General features: G+C 34.3%; 12 protein-coding genes. 7 read left to right on the top strand and 5 right to left on the bottom strand.

Annotated features, from left to right (window positions below; translation table 11 throughout):
* Window positions 1–257: 257 nt before the first annotated feature.
* Window positions 258–1,688, bottom strand: coding sequence for a sulfatase-like hydrolase/transferase (locus J8H85_RS16480; RefSeq protein ID WP_209656449.1), 1,431 nt, complete (start codon window positions 1,686–1,688; stop codon window positions 258–260).
* 479 nt (window positions 1,689–2,167) lie between these two features.
* Between J8H85_RS16480 and J8H85_RS16475 the strand changes: the two genes are divergently transcribed.
* From J8H85_RS16475 to J8H85_RS16460, 4 genes are all read left to right on the top strand, one after another.
* The gene (locus tag J8H85_RS16475) at window positions 2,168–2,425 is read left to right on the top strand and encodes an ExbD/TolR family protein (protein ID WP_209656448.1); all 258 of its coding nucleotides are present in this window, start codon (window positions 2,168–2,170) and stop codon (window positions 2,423–2,425) included.
* An 84-nt stretch (window positions 2,426–2,509) separates the two neighbouring features.
* A complete protein-coding gene (locus J8H85_RS16470; RefSeq protein WP_209656447.1) occupies window positions 2,510–4,339 on the top strand; it encodes an alpha-L-fucosidase in 1,830 nt (609 codons plus the stop codon).
* Window positions 4,340–4,513: 174 nt separating this feature from the next.
* Complete coding sequence (locus J8H85_RS16465) at window positions 4,514–6,007, top strand: sialate O-acetylesterase (RefSeq protein ID WP_209656445.1); 1,494 nt, start codon at window positions 4,514–4,516, stop codon at window positions 6,005–6,007.
* A gap of 12 nt (window positions 6,008–6,019) precedes the next feature.
* A complete protein-coding gene (locus J8H85_RS16460; protein WP_209656443.1) occupies window positions 6,020–6,472 on the top strand; it encodes a YybH family protein in 453 nt (150 codons plus the stop codon).
* Window positions 6,473–6,719: 247 nt separating this feature from the next.
* On the opposite strand, the gene J8H85_RS16455 is transcribed toward J8H85_RS16460, so the two are convergent.
* The 4 genes from J8H85_RS16455 to J8H85_RS16440 all read right to left on the bottom strand — a co-directional run bounded on the left by J8H85_RS16455 (window position 6,720) and on the right by J8H85_RS16440 (window position 14,726).
* Entirely contained in the window at window positions 6,720–7,862 is a 1,143-nt protein-coding gene (locus J8H85_RS16455; protein WP_209656441.1) for a putative glycoside hydrolase, read from the bottom strand.
* 4 nt (window positions 7,863–7,866) lie between these two features.
* The gene (locus J8H85_RS16450) at window positions 7,867–9,681 is read right to left on the bottom strand and encodes an alpha-L-fucosidase (RefSeq protein WP_209656440.1); all 1,815 of its coding nucleotides are present in this window, start codon (window positions 9,679–9,681) and stop codon (window positions 7,867–7,869) included.
* Window positions 9,682–9,897: 216 nt separating this feature from the next.
* Complete coding sequence (locus J8H85_RS16445) at window positions 9,898–11,547, bottom strand: RagB/SusD family nutrient uptake outer membrane protein (RefSeq protein WP_209656438.1); 1,650 nt, start codon at window positions 11,545–11,547, stop codon at window positions 9,898–9,900.
* Between the two features lie 26 nt (window positions 11,548–11,573).
* On the bottom strand, window positions 11,574–14,726 hold the full coding sequence (locus J8H85_RS16440; RefSeq protein ID WP_209656437.1) for a SusC/RagA family TonB-linked outer membrane protein: 3,153 nt from the start codon (window positions 14,724–14,726) through the stop codon (window positions 11,574–11,576).
* Window positions 14,727–15,068: 342 nt separating this feature from the next.
* Here J8H85_RS16440 and J8H85_RS16435 point away from each other — a divergent pair, with 342 nt between their 5' ends.
* Genes J8H85_RS16435 through J8H85_RS16425 form a run of 3 tightly spaced genes read left to right on the top strand, consistent with a single transcriptional unit; the run spans window position 15,069 to window position 19,679 of the window.
* On the top strand, window positions 15,069–16,592 hold the full coding sequence (locus tag J8H85_RS16435; RefSeq protein WP_209656436.1) for an alpha-L-fucosidase: 1,524 nt from the start codon (window positions 15,069–15,071) through the stop codon (window positions 16,590–16,592).
* Between the two features lie 14 nt (window positions 16,593–16,606).
* Window positions 16,607–17,770, top strand: a complete 1,164-nt coding sequence (locus J8H85_RS16430; protein WP_209656435.1) for a putative glycoside hydrolase — start codon at window positions 16,607–16,609, stop codon at window positions 17,768–17,770.
* A 10-nt stretch (window positions 17,771–17,780) separates the two neighbouring features.
* Complete coding sequence (locus tag J8H85_RS16425) at window positions 17,781–19,679, top strand: sulfatase (protein WP_209656434.1); 1,899 nt, start codon at window positions 17,781–17,783, stop codon at window positions 19,677–19,679.
* The last annotated feature ends 8 nt before the right edge of the window (window positions 19,680–19,687 follow it).

The raw sequence follows: 19,687 nt of genomic DNA, 5'->3' as shown, positions 1-19,687 counted from the left end.
CGGGCTTTAAGTTAAATATTATAGCATAATTTTCTTTGTGCGGAGTTAATGTATTTGTCTGTTAATTTAGATACTTTTTGGGCTACTTAAAAATAAAATTTTAATCCATTTATAAAAGCATGTGTTTCAAAAAGTAAGGTTTTAATCTGTTGTGTTGATAGTTTCTATTAAATGGTTTAAAAAGGGAATTCATCTAAATAAATTTAATTTTGGATTTAAATCAAATAGACAAGATGAATTCACTAAAAATCTTGTGATTATTTATTTCTTTGAGCAGAAAAAAGATTATCATTTGGCTTTTCTGGCAGTGTTTTCTGCCAGGCTAATATTTGGTTTTTCATATCTTCTACTACAGTTGGGTTAGTTGCTTTTAAATCGTTTTTTTCGTAAACATCTTGGGCAATATTATAAAGCTCTACATAACTTAAATCATTGTTTGCAACCAGTTTCCAATGTTTATCTACAATGGCAAAAGATACCCAATGGTCTGGGGCGCTTTTACTAGTAGGCCAATGCGCGCCAATTTTCCAAAATAGAGGTTTGGTTCTTTCAGGGTATGTTTTACCCAAAAGTGTGGCTACCTGACTTATACCGTCAGGTTTATAGGTTTCGGGCAATTGAGCACCAGCCAGTTCGCAAAATGTTGGTAATAAATCTACTGCTGAAATTAATGAGACATCATCAATAGCTCCTGCTTTAATTTTTCCTGGCCACCTGGCTATAAAAGGTACACCAATGCCACCTTCAAATAAAGCTGCTTTGTAACCTTTTCTCCCACCTGTAATTCCTTTAGAGGCACCAATTCCGTAGCCAACTCCAGTTGCGGTATCTAAATATATTTTTAACTCTTCAACGGTTTTTACGGCTCGAGCCGGACCATTATCCGAACTAAAAACAACAAGTGTGTTATCGGTTAGTTTTAATCGGTCTATGGCATCCAAAACTTCTCCAATTCTATCGTCTGCATACGATAAAACTGAAGCATAAATATTGTCGGCTTCGTTTAACTCAGGAAAACGGTATTGATATTTAGGCAAAACGTGGTGTGGTGTATGTGGTTCGTGAACCCATAAATTAATAAAAAATGGTTTGTTTTGTTCATGTGCCGTTTCCATGAAAGCGATGGCATTATCAGCATCCTTATAATACGGCATTTGTTCTCCAGAGCAATTAAATGCCCCATAAGTATCGTAGCCATATTTAGCAGGGGTTGGCGAATCGGGAATCATATTGTTAGACAGATGCCATTTACCAAAATGTGCTGTAGCATAGCCACTTTCCTGTAATAATTTAGGTAAAAGTGTCGTGTTGTAATCTAACCAATCGGGCATGTTGCGCTTGGCGTTATTTTTAGCCCAGGCAAAATGACCATCAATATTAAATCGTGCCGGAAATTGCCCAGTCATTACAGCTGCTCGACTTGGTGAACACACGCCACTAGCCACCGTAAATCTTTGAAAATCGGTACCTTCTTTTACAAGTCTATCAATGTTTGGGGTTTTTACATAAGGGTGCCCGTGGGCACTTAAGTCTCCCCAGCCCCAATCGTCGGTAAATATAAAAACGATATTAGGTTTTGTGGTTTGAGGTGTTTGTGTGGTTTCCAGAACCTGATCTGCTGCCTGTTTACAACTAAAGTAAAGCAAGCTTAAGATGAATAAAAAGGTAATTGATTTTATAATTTTCATGAAGATTAAATTTTAGGCAATATATTTTTTTAAGAAGAGGTATTGTTGCTTGAATCCATTTAATTGTTTCTTAAATCAATCATTAACTAATGAATTAACAACAGCAAAGAGTATCTCATTTCGCTGATTTTTAATGTTATAAATAGAATTTGATATAGTGAAGTCGTCCTAGCTATTTATGGTTAACTGAAACTGTCGACCTATTTGGGGAATTTTTTAATTTTATAGGATAGATAAGTGAAGATGAGACCTGTGGGCATATGGCAATAAAAAAAGACAGGTATTAAATTAAGAGCTTTCTATAACTCAAAGGATGCTTAAAACCACTAAATACAATAACAAAGCAATTAAATGAGCAATTTGGATAAAGGTCTGGCTATACTTTTAAGTTAATTTACAATTAGATTTTAGCCTTTAAAAATAAAATAAGTGCACTAATTTAAAATGAAGGATTGGCGCCAATAAAAAATAATTGTAAAATGAAGAAGACCTTAATGAAGTTTGTGGGAGTCCTGTTTTTAGGGATGCATGGCATTGTTATCTCACAAAGCATTGATGTAGTAACACCAGATAAGGTAGAAGCTTTGGCTGTTAGAAATAATAAAAGACTGGTTGTTTTTCTTGAAAATGCATCCGATGTAAAAATAACTCAAAATATAATGGTGTTAGATAACAATTATAGTGTGGAACTACCAGCTAATAGTTTATGTGCATTTGCATTCGACCCCATTCCATAGAACAAAAATAAGAACCATTAAAGCGCATATTTTCTATCACATTAATATATAAAATATAGCCCCTAATTATAAAATTATTACCCAATGAATAAGATCCTTTTAAAATTAAAAACCCTTTTTCTGTTAATTATACTCTTACAGGTAAGTTGTAATAATAAGGACAAAGAAATCAATAATATAGATTATATAACAACGACTTCGGGGAAACAAGATTTTGGTAAAACCGATGTTTCTGCATACACCCCTGAAATTAGAGATAATATGCAAAAACTTTACGAAGATAAATTTGGGCTTTTTGTTCATTTTGGTCCATATGCGCAGTTGGAAGGCATGTGGAAAGGTGAAGAAATTACGGGGGAATGGATTATGAAACGCGCTTTTATACCAATAAAAGAATATGAAAAAGAAGCTGCAGCCAAATTTAAACCTAATAATTTTAATGCACAGGAATGGGTAAGTATCGCAGAAGATGCAGGTATGAAATTTATGGTGGTTACAGCTAAACATCATGATGGTTTTGCAATGTATGATTCTGAAAACCCTTATAACCTAAAAGATTATTCGGGGTTTGGAAGAGACATTTTAAAAGAACTTTCTGAAGCATGTGAAGATCGAGATATGAACTTAGGATTTTATTATTCACAAAGTCAAGACTGGCATGAAGAAGGCGCGTATGGAAATACTTGGGATTTTCCTAAAGACATGCCTCAAGAAAAATTTGATGCTTATTTTAACGAAAAGGCTATCCCGCAAGTTAAAGAGCTAACACAGAATTATGGCGACATTTTTATGGTTTGGTTTGATACTCCTGTGCGTATGCTAGATGCGCAATGTGAAGCGTTAATGGATGTTATTAAAACTAACCAACCAGGAGCTTTAGTTAATTCTAGATTAGGAAATGGTTACGGACATTTTGATGTGTCTATTGATAATGGAAAAACACCGAGTGTAAGCACCGATTCGTGGTTGCCAGATTTAAAAATTCCTTGGCAAACACATGAGTCTGTAACTGTAGGAGGTTGGGGGTATACCAAATTTGGAGGCGAACACGATCGCTCTGCAGAGTATACCGATTTTATATATAATCTATGCCGTATTGTGGGTAATGGAGGTGTTTATTTATTAAACGTAGGCCCCAGACCAGATGGCACTATTCCGCCTTCGCAAGTTAATAGTTTAAAAGCTATTGGCGATTGGTTAAAGGTAAACGGAGAATCGATTTATGGAGCCGACCCTAGCCCTTTAAAATTCCCGCCATTTGCAATTACAAGCAAACCCAATAAAGTTTACCTTCATGTAAAAGATTTTAATAATAATGAAGTTGAACTTAAAGGGATTCTTTCTAAAATATCGAATGCCTATTGTTTGTCCGATACAGAAAAAACACCTTTAACCTTCAGACAAGAAGGTGCAAATTTAAAGGTTACCGTACCTCAATCTTTACAAGCGCCAAAAGTAACTGTAGTTGTTTTAGAAATGAAAGATATTAATGCTAGGGTTATAGATGAAACTTTGCAACAAGAGGCGGATGGTTCAATTAAATTACCCGTTGAAAAGTGCGAATATGAAATTAGAAGAATTAGTTATAACTATGAAGAAAAAGTAACCCACCGTTGGGGAGAAAATACCAAGCAAGGCCTTGTATGGACGGTTAATGTAACTCAACCAGGGATTTTTAAAATAGTAAGCGAAGATAATTCGGATAGTGAATTGCAATACGAATTAAAAACTTTAGACGATGCCCAAATTTTAAACGCAAAGGGTGAACTAGGTGTTCTGAAAAGAAAAACACATGTTCAAACCATCGAGATTGCAAATAAGGGGATTCAGAAAATATATGTTCATCCAGTAGTACGCACTACAAAAAGCAGTGAATTTAAGTTTAAAGGTTTGGAGCTTATTCGAATCGATTAATAATGCAGAAGAATCAAAATGTTTAATTAGACGACTATATATTTTATTGTTTTTGAATAATTAGATATATCAAGTAAAATATCTGTAAGTAAATGGGTATGTGCTTTATATGAATTAAAAGAGTTGTATAGTGGGGCATAGGTTTGTTTAACCAAGCAAAATTTTAATTAATTTATGAAATATTTTTCACTTTTTCTATTCTTATTTTTTTGTGTCTCAACTACTTTATGGGCTCAAGAAATAAAGTTTATTGAAGCTCCAGAAAATTATCAATTGTACGCAAGAGACACTACAAATTCGGCTGAGGTTTTGGTTTCAGGAGCGTTAAAAAAGCAGTCAATTTTAAAAAAAGTTACGTTAAAAGTATTTAAAGATGATGTGCTTTATACCACTCAAAAATCAATTATAAAGGACCATAAATTTTCAATTTCTACAAGAATTCACGCAGGATTACACCAATATAAATTTGAAGTTTATATAGAAAAAAAACAAAAAGATAGCCTTTACTATTTTGCCAATCATGTGGTTTGTGGCGATGCTTATATTATTACAGGGCAATCAAATTCTCATGCCAGTAGTACTTTATCTACTTATAGCAATGTCTATTGCAGAAGTTATGGTGTGAAAACGGGGTATGAGGCTTATAACGAGGAAGACAAAAATGTACACTGGGGCTTAGCAACGGGAAATTGCCCCGGTTTAAAAAAGACTGTAGGTGGTTGGTTTACAAAAAATTCTTTCGGAGTAGGGGTTTGGGGTATGGAATTAATGCGGCATATTGTAGAGACATATCAAATACCTGTTTGCATTATTAATGGTGGTAGTGGTTCTTCATCTATAGAACAAAATATGTTGTATCCCGAGCAACCTTCTTTAGAAACAAGTTTTGGTAGATTGGCTTATCGTGTAAATAAAGCAGGGTTAAAAGACAAAGTTAAGGCTGTTTTTTGGCATCAAGGCGAATCCAATTCTAATACAGAAAGCAGTTATAAAGCGTATGCTTCTAATTTTGATGTTTTGCTAAACGATTGGAAAAGGGTTTATACGGGTTTAGAAAAAGTATATTTATTTCAATTACATCCTGGTTGTGGGCGTACCCTACAAACATTTCAGGCAGAATTACGTGAAGTTCAAAATGAGATTGATAAGAAGTATGAAATCGTAGAAATCATGTCTACAATGGGCGTAACTGGTCATGATGGTTGTCATTTTTCATACGAAGGGTACTTAGAGTTTTCTAAGCGCATTTTTCCGCTCGTATCTAGAGATTTTTATGCTGAGCAATTTAATTATACCATTACACCGCCAAAATTGATATCATCAAATTTTATAAGTCCAAAAGAAATGCTGTTAACTTTTGATCAGCCTTTAGTTTTTGAAGAAAAAAAAAGGGTTCGTGGTGTAGATTATTTTTTGAAAAATCAATTTTTCTTTAGCACGAATTTAGGAGATGAAAACCGTGTTGAGACAATAAAAAGTATTCACGTTGTAGATAATACATTGCATATTTTATTAGAAAGCAATTCAGACATTAACTTTATAAGTTATTTGCCAGCTAAGTTTTATACAGGTACCGAGATTGTCTATAATGGGCCATGGTTGATGGGCAAAGAAAACAATATTGGTGCTTTAAGTTTTTATCAAAGACCTATAGGGAATTATAAATAACAAGACCATCTTATGAAATTAATTAATCTATTATTTTGTGCTGTTTTAGTCACGTCTTGCACTAAAAATGAAACTAATGAAAAGGATTTGCTTTTAAAGACAATTGACGCTTACGAAACAGCATGGGCAAATGGCGATTTTTTAACAGTAGAAAGCTTTTTTACACAAGAGGCCAAACGTTTGCATACAGAGCCACATGTTTGGGATAGGGCAGAAATTAAACGCTATTTTGAAACGCGCGCAGCAAACCAAAAACTAGTTCAGGAGCCAACCGAAAAGCAAGATTGGAAAATGGGTAGGGAGTATATTGATATTAGAGTAGAAGGTAATATTGCTTACGATATATTTACTACAGAGCGTTTTAAAGCAGTTCATATTTGGGAAAAACAAAATGATGGATCATGGAAAATTCAGTATGATATTGGTATGTTAAATTATGTTGAAGAAATACCAATGCCAAAATAATTACGATTGCCCAACTTTACAAATTATTTGGGATGCATTCTCATTTTAAAACTTAAAATCTAGAAAAATGAACCAGTTAATTATATCAGCTCAATTAAAAACATAACAATGAAATTTATTTTAAGTCTTGTAGTATTTGTTTTTGTAATAACTATCGGTTACACGCATAAAAAATCTCAGATTATTTTTAACCTGAGATTTTAAAACTCACATCGTTTATGAGCTTATGCTTTAAGTAACTTGTTTGTTATTTCCAGTCGATTGTAGCTTCTTTTGTCTCTAAGTTAACCCAAATTGAAGCATGTTCAAAATCTCGGGTTAATTCCCAACCTTTCACTTTCATATCATGTAAAGGTTTGCCTAAAGGTTTATCAAATTCAGGATACCAGTCTAAAACGCCATGTTTAAATCGGTAACCCCAGTTATAGATAAAAAATGAATTTTCTTGAGCTCCGGCCAAAAATGATGCTAAAGGAAATGTGATGTTTTTTCTTGAGATCTCTTGCTTTTCTTTTAGGGGTTTCGCCATGAAATCATTATCAAACCAAGCATAACCAGGCCAACCTTTAAATACGACTATTTTACCTGTTTTACCTGCTTTCTCCATCTCAAGGATGTCTTGTAACATGCTTTCCTTGGATTGACTTTTAAGGATGGCAAAATGCTCAATCATTACTGCATCGGTATAATCTGGAAAGTTGTTTCCTGTATTATCGTTTGGTTTAGAGCGTATACCGTTATAAACAATAAGCTTGTCGTTGCCTAATGCCATTCTAGTTTCTTTAACTAAATCTTTTAATCCTTGCTGTATGGCATCGTATTTCTCTTGGCCCCAAATATTGATGTTGGCTTTGCTAGCGACTTGAATAAAAGCATCCATAAATACACCATCTGTAGAACCATTTAAAACTTCATTTTTAGCAATGTCTACCCACCAATTCCTTACTTCAGGATTAGAAAGATCATAGCGTTTGGTTTTTTCATTTTTCAGGTCATATTCACCACTTTTCATTTTTAACCACCACTCTGGATGGTTTTCATAGACCGTATGAGCTTTGTACATATTATAATCTAGAAACGCATTCCAATAAAAAATAACTTTCATATTGGGATTGTATTTTTTTAACTTTTTCGCATCTGCTTCAATTCCAGTTTCAGTGGTTTTATAATCTGGAATACCGTGTCCTTTTTCTAAAACTATAAAACTTGAATGTGAGGCAATAAATTTGGCTTCCTTTTTATTGAGGCTTCCTTCTTTTCCAAAATGAAAAGCGATGGGAACCTTATCCCAGCTAAATTTCGGAAAATTATTATTCGTTTGTCCAAAAGTTTGAAAACAAACGAAAAATATTATACCATAAATAATTACTTTTTTTAAATAAGCCTGCATAGGTTTAGTAATTAGTAATAGGGGTGAATACAATTGATTTTAAACTAGAAGTTGCTTTATTACCCTCTACAAGAGAAACCGATATGCTGTGTTTACCAGGTTTTTTAAATTCTAGAATCCCCATAGTGTAGTTTACATATTTGTCGGTAGCAGCTTGCTGGTTTTGTAACAAAGCGTTTTCATCTGTAGTAACTTTCCATACCAGTCTGTCTTCTCCTGCATAGCAAAGGTTAACATAGTAATAACCTGGTTTTTGAACATTAACCTTCCAAGTTACTTTTCCATTTTCTTTCCAATTCCCAACTTGATTAGCATGTTTCCATTCGCCAAACTTTTCCATCCATCGAATGTTTTTTTGTTCAGCATTTACAACTACTCCAAACTCTGTAATAAGTTCTGTATCCGTATTAGGGTAAATACCTAAGGCTTCATCTTTAGCAATTATTTTTGACCCTTCTTTAAACTTTAATTCGATAACAGAGATCAAATCATCTGGAGCTTTAAAAGGCACATCAAAAATAGCCCATTCGTTTTTGTCTTCTTTATAATGCACGGTAACATCGTTCCCGTTAGGGTTTAATATTTTTGCAGATTCTATTTTAGTTTCTAAACCTGGTAAGTATAATTTTCCGTCTGTTGGCCAATTTGAAACGGCTAAATACAATGAATTTCCTTTTGAAGTTACATCGCCCCATGGTAATTTATAATCCCATGGTGAAGGATCTGCATCATATACCACTTGTGGGTATTTTTTAAGCCATTTACCTGTTGCTCTTAAAAATTCAACACCAATTTCAGGAATCTCGCCTAGGTTATTAGGTCCTACATTAAATAAATAAGAGCCTCCTCTTGCTACGGTCTCTACCAGTCTAGATAATATTATTTTTGGGCTTTTAAAATTATTATCATACCAGGCGTAAGACCAAGAGTCGTTATTGGTGTCGCAAGTTTCCCATAAGCCTTCTATACGCTTAGTTGGCACTTCCATATCACCCACACTTGCATAGTCGCCCAAACCATAGCCAACTCGGCTACACATCATGGCTTTTGGCTGTAATTCTCGTACCATATCAGCCAATTCTACAACATATTTCTTTGGCATATCTCCTGGGGTATCAAACCATACAAAATCTATATCTCCATAATTTGTACAAATTTCTTTTACCTGTGGTTTACACTTGTTATAAAAATAATCCTTAAAAGTAGTTTTTTTACCTTTTTTATCAACTTCAGGACCTCTGGTGCCTCCTGGAGCGGTCCAATCTTGGTTGTGTGAATAATAAAATCCAAAACCTAAACCTAAATCATGGCAAGCATCAGCCAACTCATGCATGGGGTCTCTTCCAAAAGGTGTGGCATCTACAATATTAAAATCACTTACTTTGGAGTCGAACATCGCAAAACCTTCATGATGTTTACTTGTAATCACAATGTATTTCATGCCAGCATCTTTGGCCAATTGTGCTATTTTTTTAGCATCAAAACCAGTTGGATTAAACGTTTTTGCAATCTGCTTATAATCTTTAACAGGGATTCCTGCCATTCTTGGATTCATAATCCATTCACCAATGCCATAATAGGTTTTACCATTCCATACGCCGCCTAAATTTGAAAATAATCCCCAGTGAATAAACATTCCAAAATTACTTTCGTCAAAGAACTTTGCTTTTCCATTTTTTAATGCGTCTACTGAAACTTTTGTTTCTCCCCACATTTCTTCCATGCCTTTGTCTTTTTTAACTTGGGAGAATGATGCATTAGCTACACACAGTGCTGTAGCAACTATTAGTAGATTTTTTTTAATTATTGTAATTATCATGCTATTAAATTTTAAGTTTTCCTTTTTTTAGATAAACAACTTTTTTGATAAAATACCGTTATAATAAAGGCATTGGTAGATCGAAGAATAAATTATTATGTATTCTGGTAATCTATTTTAAATAATATTTGGTATTGTTTAGTTGTTATAAAAACCCCTGTTTTTAACTTTCGTAAAAGCAGGGGTCGTATCAAACTATATTTATTTAATTGTTAATTAATCATAACCTTCATTTTGAACCCATCCATTTTCTTTATTTAAATCCATCTCCGATTGCGGAATAGGAAATAACCACTCATTGTCTGGCCATGCAGGTCTGTCATTATAAAACGGCGTGTAACAATTTCTGTAATCCGTTAAAGACCCTTGTTCTGCTGTCCAATCAAGATTAATATTTGTAGTCTCTTGAACAAGTCTATTTGTTCTAATTAGATCGAACTTTCTTTTAAATTCTGCATTAAATTCAACACGTCTTTCTTGCCAAACAGCTTCTCTAAATTCATTTTGTGATAAGCCTGGAGTTAAATCGGCTAATCCTGCTCTGTTTCTAATGGCATTTACTGCTGCATATGCATCCGCATTTGGGGCCCCGTCGGCTTCATTTTGAGCTTCTGCATAAATTAATAGAGCATCTGCATAACGATACAAAACAATATTAGAATTGGTGTATTGAAAATTAGTACCTTCCTTGCCTAGATAATAAGCGATATCGATAAATTTTCTAAAGGTTGGTTGACAAAGATAGGTTTCAGTAGCAGACACATCATAACGTGTCATAATACTCCAAAGTCTTTCATCTCCATCTTCAAAGGCGTCATAAAGATCTGGAGTAGGTAATTGAGCGCCAATACCTGGTGGAAATCCTGGAAAACGCATAGATCTAATATTCGCGTTATTGCCTTCAGCAACTAAAGGCGTAATGTTCGGGTTTGCTCCCCAGTATCCTGTGCCAAATGTTGAACCATTACTTTCACGACTTAGCCAGTTTCCTTGTCCAAATACTTGAACATAAGATAATTCTAGCATAGATTCAGGAGTGAACGGGTTATTATCATCCCAAGCCATACCGAATGCTGGTGTACTTCCTGAGCCAACAAGGTTTAAGCTATGTGGTGAATCATCAATAACTTCTTTTGCTTTATCTCGTGCTAATGCCCAGTTTATTGGGTCACCTTGAATAAAGTCACCTTGGGATGTTCTTCTATGGCCTGCGCGTGTTAAATAAACTTCAGATAAAAGTAGTTTGGCTGTCCATTTTGTAATATGCCCATCATGTAAAGCATCTCTACAATATACCTCTGCAAACTGAAGGTCTGGTATGATGACTTCATCATAAATAGTTTCTGCACTTGTTCTCGGCTTTTCAAAATCGGCATCGATGGATACGGCATCTAGTATTAATGGCTGATCGCCAAACGCTCTAACTAATTGATAATAATACAAAGCCCTTAAGGCTCTCGCTTCTGCAAGAACTATGTTTTTTTCATCTTCATCCATTTCTATATCAGGTACATAAGTTAGTACGTTATTGGCTCTAGCAATGCCTATCCACCAGCGGCTATATATAAGAAATTGCTCGAAAATCTGATCAGATGGTGACACTGTATGCGTTCCTAAAGAATTGTAAACCCCACCTGCATCTCTACTAACCTGATCATCTGTGTAAGCATCAATAGCGGTCCAAAATCTACTATATACCTCATTCATTTGTTGATAAACACCATCAACAGCTGTTCTAGCGTCTCCAGCTGTTTTAAAGTAATTGCTCGCTGAAATGAAAGTTGGTGGTTCTTCAACAAGATATTCATCGCATGATATACTCATTGTCATAATAAGTAATAATCCTATTTTTACTTTTATATTCATTTTTTTATGTTTTTTAGTTTGTAACTTTAGAATTTTAAATTTACTCCCATTCTGATAACTCGACCTGCAGGGTATCCTGCATTGTCATGTCCTAAATTTGTTGTAGACGAACCTCTTAAAGAGACATCTGGCGAATACCCTGTATAGTCACTCCATATATGTAAATTGGTTCCTGAAGCATATATCCTTAAAGCACTAAGGTTTAATTTGTCGGTTATTTCTTTTGGTAAATTGTAGCCAATTGTAACATTTTGTAATCTAACAAAAGAGGCGTCTTCAATATAACGATCGCTAAAGAGTAAATTAGCGCCATTGTTTTGATCTACTCTTGGCCAAACATTACTTGGGTTTTCTGGTGTCCATCTGTTTTGAGTTACACTTAAGCCTTGTCTCCCGGTAAAATTTAAGAGGCCAGTATTTTGTATAACAGCCATATCTCTACCTAATTGAGAATCTATAAAAATGCTTAAATCTAAATCTCCAATTTTAAATGAATTATTAATCCCAAATGTAATATCAGCTTGTGCCTGACCTATGATTGTTCTATCATCGGCCGTAATTACCCCATCTGGAGTTACGTCTTCATATAATTGTTCTCCTGGTCTGTGACTTTGATCTGTGGTAGGATAGCCTCTATCATGGCCATCAACAAAGGTGTAAGTAGCATTAGGGTTTGCATTATAGATATCTATACGCTCTTGATCTGTTAGCCCTTGAAACTCCACGAAGTCATCGAACTGTGCTATTCCTGTTCTTTTATAACCATAAAATGTTCCTATTTCTTCGCCTATAATTAAACGTTGTGTTCCACCCGATATGAAACCAGGATTCCATCCACTAAAGAGATAATCTGATGCCATATTTCTAACAATAGTTTTACCCGTAGCAGCATTGGCGTTTAGTGTCCAAGAAAATTCAGGTTTATTAATGATATTAGCATTTACGGAGGCTTCAAATCCATTGGTTTCTAAAGACCCAAAATTTTCAGTAAATGTTGTGAATCCGGATTGTACAGGTATTCTATTGCCTGTAAATAAAAGGTCGTCAGTTATTTTTTCATAGTATTCAAAAGTAGCTCTAAACTTATTTTTTAAAAAACCTAAGTCTAATCCTAAATCTAATTGTGTTGTTGTTTCCCAAGTTAAATTGTCATTTGGTAATTGACTAGCAAAATAAATAGTTGTAGATGCCTCATTAAATGGTGTTAAACCACTAGCGTATTGGTCTAAAGATTGATAAGGTTGAATGGCTTGATTTCCAGAAGTACCATAGCTTACACGTAATTTCATTTCATTTATAAAATCACTATCTTTCATGAAGTTTTCTTCTGACAGTTTATAAGCAAAGGCAGCAGCGGGGAAAAAAGCCCATTTATTATTAGCAGCAAATTTTGATGCGCCATCGTAACGCCCCGTTACAGTAAATAAGTATTTTCTATTAAGGGTTAAATTAATTCTTCCAAAAAATGAAGCTAAAGTAGTTTTTGAATAAGTAACCCTATCTGGATCATAAAAGGTAGCAGAGCCTGGATCGTAATAAGTTAATAAATCATTAGAAAAACCATAATTAGAGACAAAAATACCTTCACTTTCACTAGATTCTATAGATTGTCCTAATACGGCATTTATATTAGTCCCTCTACCTAATACCTTTCTGAAATTTAAGGTATTTGTAACCGTAGATCCAGTAAATCTACTATCTCCTGTTTTTGCTCTTCCGCCTTCTGCTACATTATTTGGAAAAATATCTAATTGATAATAACGCTGTGCTGTATTTCTATTCTGATAGGAAAATGCAGTTTTAAAAGATAAGGCTTTAGTAAAATAATATTCGGCATAAATATTACCTATCATTTGGGTAAGTAAGTTATTATATTTGTTGCCTTTTAATGCTGTTAAAGGCGTCCAAAGTTCAATACCCTCATCCTCATCATCTGCAAGAAGACCCGTTGTTGGAAAAGATCTAAGCGCTCTAGAAAAAGCACTACTAGCTCCTCTGAGATTATTAACACCAGTACTAATAGCACTTTGGTTTGAAGTAACATGAGAATAATTTATACTTGTACCTACTGTAAATTTTTCGGAGATGTTGGCATTTAAGTTAACTCTAGTCGAGGCACGTTTGTAATCCGTATCTTCTACAATACCTTTAGCATTAAGGTAATTTGATGAAATTAGATATCTAAGATCCTTATTTCCACCACTAAAACTTAAGTTAGTATTTGATGTGGTACCTATACGCGTAATGGTTCTTTGCCAATTTGAGTTAGGTAATAATCCAGCATTTGCAGAATCTAATCTAACTTGCGCTTCATCAGTGAGGTCATTACCTACATTTGTAAAGGCTTCTCGATTTAATATATAAAACTCATTAGATTTTAATACATCGATATAATTTAAAACCTCCGTAATTCCATATTCTTGTTCAATAGAGATAACTCCTTTTCCTATCTCCCCTGATTTGGTGGTAATTAAAATAACCCCATTAGCACCACGAGAACCATATATGGCAGTTGATGATGCATCTTTAAGGATTTCTATAGATTGTATATCTGCGGGATTAATCATCGCTAAAGGGCTTGATGATGAACTCTCTACGTCTTGATCACCTAATCCGCTAGCACTAGTGTTGTCCATAGGTATACCATCTATAACATATAGCGGTTCACTACCATTTAGGGAACTAATGGCTCTTACCCTAATAGAAGCCCCAGAACCTGGTTCACCAGAGTTTTGTGTTACCAAAACTCCTGGAGCTCTTCCTGCCAATGCTTGATCAAGACTTACCGTACCTGCTTTGGTTAAGTCTTCTCCTTTTACAGAGGAAACAGACCCTGTTAAATCACTTTTCATAACACTACCATAACCTACAACAACAACTTCGTCAAGTGTTGTGTTTGATTTTGCTAGTGACACATTAATGGTGGTTTGATTACCTACCGTTATCTCTTTTGTTTCTGAACCAATAAAGGAAAAGACCAATATATTGCCTGGTTTAGCCTTTAAGGTGTAATTTCCATCAAAATCTGCGACGGCACCTTTTGCCTCACCTTTAATTAATACAGTAGCCCCCAATAAGGGCTGCCCTTCTTCATCAGTTATACTTCCTGAAACGCTTTTTTCTTGCGAAAAAGCTTGAAAAGTTAACATAACAAGAAAAATAATTAGTAATTTTTTCATAATTTAAATTTAGTTATAATTGGTTTCCGCTAAATTATTGTTAAATCAAAGTAAAGCTTTTCTCGAATTAATCATATGTTTACTCATTTTAACCATTGTCGATGGTAAACCATGTAAATTGGGTTGGTTGTTTTTTATTGATTCACTAATTCTTTTATTAGAATAATGTTTTCATGATTTTAGTTTTTTCATAAATCTATTCTATATAATTAGTTTTTTTTTATGATTTATAGTATAGTTATTTTTTTTGTTTTGGTCGTTTAGAGCATGTTTTTGATTATTTAGAGAAAACAGGTGTTGTTGTGTGTCTTTAATTTTACATGGTTAACAATAATTTTAAATATGTCTAAATTAAAATTAATAATAGTTGTTTTTTTATCCCTTTCAACATTGGTTTGTTTGGGGCAGAAAAAACAAAAGGCACAAGCAAAAACTATTATTGATCCTAATTGGGATTCGATGGCTAAAAAGTATCAGGTGCCAGAATGGTTTCAAGACGGAAAAATAGGCGTATGGATGCATTGGGGTATTCCTTCAGCGATAGATGAAACAAGACCAAATGATGGCTCTCACTACGGAAGAAGAATGTATGGGCCAAATGATGGTGAAACTGGAGCGCAGTTAAATATGACCCAAACACTTTCCGATTGGCATGCTAAAACTTATGGAGCGCCAGAAGATTTTGGTTACGAGAAATTTGTTCCAAACTTTACCGCAGAAAACTGGAAGCCAGAAGAATTGGTGAAATTTTTTAAAGATTGTGGTGCTCATTTTATTATGCCAGTAGCGACGCATCATGATAATTTTGATATGTACGATTCTTTCTTTGGATGGAATTCTGTGAAAATGGGGCCAAAACGCGATGTTATTCAAGAATGGAAAGATGCTGCTTATAAATACGACTTAAAATTTGGAGTTTCCACACATTTATATTGGTCGCCACGTTTTTTTAACACGGCGCGTAAATATCAAAAGCCAAACACACCAGAGTGGGAGCTTTTTAATATGGATTTCGATCCTAACAAATACGCCAGTCAAGATAGCTGGAATGAACATTGGTATAAACGCTGCTGGGATTTAATTGAAAAGTACGATCCAGACATGTTTAATAATGACTCCCCATATCCTTCAATTAAAACAGGAAAGGGCTTAGGAGTTAAACTTTTTTCAGATTATTTAAATAAAGATTTATCTGAAAATAATGGAAAACAATCTGTTGTATTATCCTTTAAAGATACTAAAAGAGATAAAGCTGCATTTACTTACAATTTAGAACGCGGCATGTTTGGCGAACCACAAAAATATCCTTGGATGTGGGCTACCGATCTTTCAGGAAATTGGTTTTACAGAAAAGAGGCTAAAACAAGAATGAGTATTCCTGTGTTAATAGGAAATGCTGTCGATGCTATAAGTAAAAATGGTGTTGTTATGCTTAATGTTGCACTTAAGGGAGACGGGACACTTCCAGAACCGCAGGCTAGAATGTTACGTGCATTTGGCGATTGGATAAAAATTAACGGCGAGGGTATTTATGGAACTAGACCATGGAAAGTATTTGGCGAAGGCCCTTTAGAAATTGTAACAAAGCGAACAGGCGAGAATTTAAAAGCATACTCTGCTAAAGATATTCGATTTACAACCAAAAACGGAAACATCTATGCTTTTGTGTTGGCAAAACCTACTGAAGATATCGTTATAAAAACTTTAAAAGAACACGACGTTTTAAAGAATAAGATAAAAAATGTTACCCTGCTAGGAAGTGATGAAAAAATAGTGTGGAAACAAACTAAAGACGGCTTAACCATCAAGCTACCAAAAAACATCCCTGGGCAACCAGCAATAGGATTTGAAATTATTTTAAAATAAATAAGATGCATATTATGAACTATAAAGTGTATATGTTTTTACTTGTAGCGGTCTTTTTTGACATAGAAGGTAATGCGCAAAACAAAAAATTACCAGAATTTTCATGGGACACCATGCCCTTGTATATGCATCTTAGAAAGGCTACAGCTTTTACAGATGAAGAAATAAACTATTTGTCAAAATTCCCATTAATTACTTTCGAGAAAACCACAGGAAGTAAAACTTATGGTTCTACCGAAAATGGGACAATTGTTGCAGCCAAAGCGGTTAAAAAATTAAACCCTAACGCTACCATATTATATTATAAAAATGTGATTATCAATTGGGATGGTTATAAGGATGATGATTACTTTATAAGAAAAAACCGTGATGCCCTTTTGGTAGATGAAAACGGAAAAAAAGCGTTAATGCCTAATAAAAAAACAGGTTTTTTTGATATTTCAAAAGACTATGTGCGCAAGTATTGGTTGGATAATGTGACTGAAGTAACTAGCAGTCCTTATATAGATGGCGTGTTTATGGATGCCAATATAAAAGTATTGGTTCCAGGCTTTTTTGAGAGTAGAGTTGGTGCAGAAAAACAAAAGGATATTCAAGCGGGCTATGTTACCATGATGGAGGATTTAAATACTCAGCTTGGATCAGATAATGTTTTGCTTGCTAATATTTTGCGTGTTCGCCCAGAGTTTAAAGATGTAGGCCGAGGGTATTTAAAATATTTTGATGGTACTTATCTTGAGGGGTTTGAACATGAAAACTTTGGAATGACCTATGAAGATTATTTGGCCAAAGGGATTGAAGCCGTGCAAAAATCGGCAAGAGAAGGTGAAATTATTGCCATGACAATTGGCATAGGGCAAGCTTCAAAAAATGCAGTTGCAGGAATTGACGATGTAAGAGAAAAAGTAAATGCCAATTCAGATTTAACAAAACGTCTGGATTATATTTTAGCTATTTTCTTGGTGTGCGCAGAAAAGCACAGCTACATCTATCCTCATGATGGCTTTGGTATTGAAAGATCATCTGTTTGGTTAAAAACATTTCCTCAATATCAAAAAAGATTAGGCGCTCCTAAAGGTTATGCAAAAAAAGAAGGCTATGTCTACACGAGGTCTTTCGAGTATTTAGATGTTGTATTAGATATTAAAAATAAAACGGCCCAATTAAACTGGAAATAATCAAAACCAAATGAAAACAAGTCCTCTATTTTCCATCTTACTTTTAATTATATCACTTTGTTTCAATCTTGTAGTTGGCCAGAATAAAACAGATAATTTTAAGCCTAACATCATCATTTTTTATGCAGATGATTTAGGGTGGCAAGACACCCAATTAAATAATTTAGATGACCCAAGTCCTTGGGAAACACCAAATATTTCAAAATTAGCTAAAAACGGATTAAATTTTACTAATGGCTATTCTCCAGCACCAACATGTGCGCCTTCTAGATGTTCAATTTTAACTGGATTGCATCCCGCTAAAACGGGAGTTACACATGTAGCAGGAGGTAGTGTCCCCAAAGCAAAATATTCAAATTATATTGAACCATTTTTTCCAACAGGATTAATGCCTGAGCATTTTACCATTGCAGAAGCTTTAAAAGAGAATGGCTATACAACAGGACATGTTGGAAAATGGCATGCAGGTAGTCTTAAAATTCAAGCATCAACTAACCAAGGTTTCGATTTTGCTTTCGAATCTAGAGGTGCTCATCAAGGACCTAAAAAACCTGCAAATCGTTTAACCGAATTTGCTACTCACGATAAAAAGGATTCATATCGTTTGAGTGAAGAAAAATATCCGCCTTTTACAAAGGAATCTCCTAATGGCATTTCTTATCCTAAAGATGAGGTGACCGAGAAAGCTTTGGAATTTATAGAGAAAAGTAAAGACAAACCGTTCTTTTTGTATTTAGCGCATTGGTTGGTGCATGCACCTATCCACACTAAAAACAAAGAATTATTAAAGTATTACAGTGATAAATTAGGTGTAGATTTTCCAACTCAGGATATTCCTGTTACAACCGGCGGGCAAACAAATCCGTTTTATGGTTCAATGGTAACAACCTTAGATTGGAGCCTAGGGCGTGTGGTAGATTTATTAAAGAAAACCAACGATCCTAGAAATCCAGGTAAAACATTATATGAAACAACTTATATCTTTTTTTCTTCGGATAACGGAGGTTGTGAAAAAACAGGAAAAGAAATCATTACAGATAATTTTCCTTTAGATCAAGGGAAAAAATATGCTCAAGAAGGAGGGATTAGAGTGCCAATGGTAGTAGTGGGGCCTAGTATTCCAAAAGGAAAAAACTTTGATGGTTTGGTAAATCAGTTAGATTTTTTTCCAACCATTTTAAATCTTACACATAGCAAAATAGCAGAAAATTATAGTTCAAATCTTGATGGATTGGATATTACAAATGTTTTAATCGATGGTGAACAGAGTATTATCAATAAAGAAGGAAATACAAGAGAAGATTTGTGGTGGCATTTCCCTCACAATCAGGATCATCAAATGCAATCGGCAATACGTTCTGGAGATTTCAAACTGTATAAAGATTTAACCACTGGAGAATATGAATTGTACCGTTTGTATCAAAATGGAAAAAGAGCAGATTTAGAAGAAAAACACAATGTCGCTAAACAAAACCCTAAGGTTGTAAAAGATTTGGCATCGAAATTAGAGAAATACTTGAAGGATTATGATGCTAAGTACCCTTATAAAAGTCCTTCAAAAACTAAAGACGCATCAGAAAAGCAAAATATTGCAGCAATACCAGTAATTGCCAATACCACTTTTAATGATAAAACTAGAAAATTTTCTGTAACCCTAGAAAGTGGTAAGTCTGAAGTGATTGAAAGCTATGCACTTATACAGATAGGAGATCCGGTTCGAGTTGATAAAAATGGAAAAAATAGAAAGCGTAGTAAGCATTCAACAACATATATAAAATTACCAATAACTAAAAGTAAAAATAATTTAGAGTACAGCTTAACGGTACCTAAAGAAGCATTAGAGTATGGTTTGATTTTTATTGATGCGCATCGTTATATGGTGAAAAGTGAATTTCATAAAAATAAATAGAATATATC

It is taken from the genome of Mariniflexile gromovii (assembly GCF_017814435.1).
Classification (GTDB): domain Bacteria; phylum Bacteroidota; class Bacteroidia; order Flavobacteriales; family Flavobacteriaceae; genus Mariniflexile; species Mariniflexile gromovii.
The sequence above is the reverse complement of the archived record's forward strand: the minus strand, read 5'-3'. Positions and strand labels throughout refer to the sequence as shown.

Excerpts from the sequence above, each read along its gene's own strand:
- J8H85_RS16480 (WP_209656449.1), bottom strand. The coding sequence starts at position 1,688 with ATGAAAATTATAAAATCAATTACCTTTTTATTCATCTTAAGCTTGCTT.
- J8H85_RS16475 (WP_209656448.1), top strand. The coding sequence starts at position 2,168 with ATGAAGAAGACCTTAATGAAGTTTGTGGGAGTCCTGTTTTTAGGGATG.
- J8H85_RS16470 (WP_209656447.1), top strand. The coding sequence starts at position 2,510 with ATGAATAAGATCCTTTTAAAATTAAAAACCCTTTTTCTGTTAATTATA.
- J8H85_RS16465 (WP_209656445.1), top strand. The coding sequence starts at position 4,514 with ATGAAATATTTTTCACTTTTTCTATTCTTATTTTTTTGTGTCTCAACT.
- J8H85_RS16460 (WP_209656443.1), top strand. The coding sequence starts at position 6,020 with ATGAAATTAATTAATCTATTATTTTGTGCTGTTTTAGTCACGTCTTGC.
- J8H85_RS16455 (WP_209656441.1), bottom strand. The coding sequence starts at position 7,862 with ATGCAGGCTTATTTAAAAAAAGTAATTATTTATGGTATAATATTTTTC.
- J8H85_RS16450 (WP_209656440.1), bottom strand. The coding sequence starts at position 9,681 with ATGATAATTACAATAATTAAAAAAAATCTACTAATAGTTGCTACAGCA.
- J8H85_RS16445 (WP_209656438.1), bottom strand. The coding sequence starts at position 11,547 with ATGAATATAAAAGTAAAAATAGGATTATTACTTATTATGACAATGAGT.
- J8H85_RS16440 (WP_209656437.1), bottom strand. The coding sequence starts at position 14,726 with ATGAAAAAATTACTAATTATTTTTCTTGTTATGTTAACTTTTCAAGCT.
- J8H85_RS16435 (WP_209656436.1), top strand. The coding sequence starts at position 15,069 with ATGTCTAAATTAAAATTAATAATAGTTGTTTTTTTATCCCTTTCAACA.
- J8H85_RS16430 (WP_209656435.1), top strand. The coding sequence starts at position 16,607 with ATGAACTATAAAGTGTATATGTTTTTACTTGTAGCGGTCTTTTTTGAC.
- J8H85_RS16425 (WP_209656434.1), top strand. The coding sequence starts at position 17,781 with ATGAAAACAAGTCCTCTATTTTCCATCTTACTTTTAATTATATCACTT.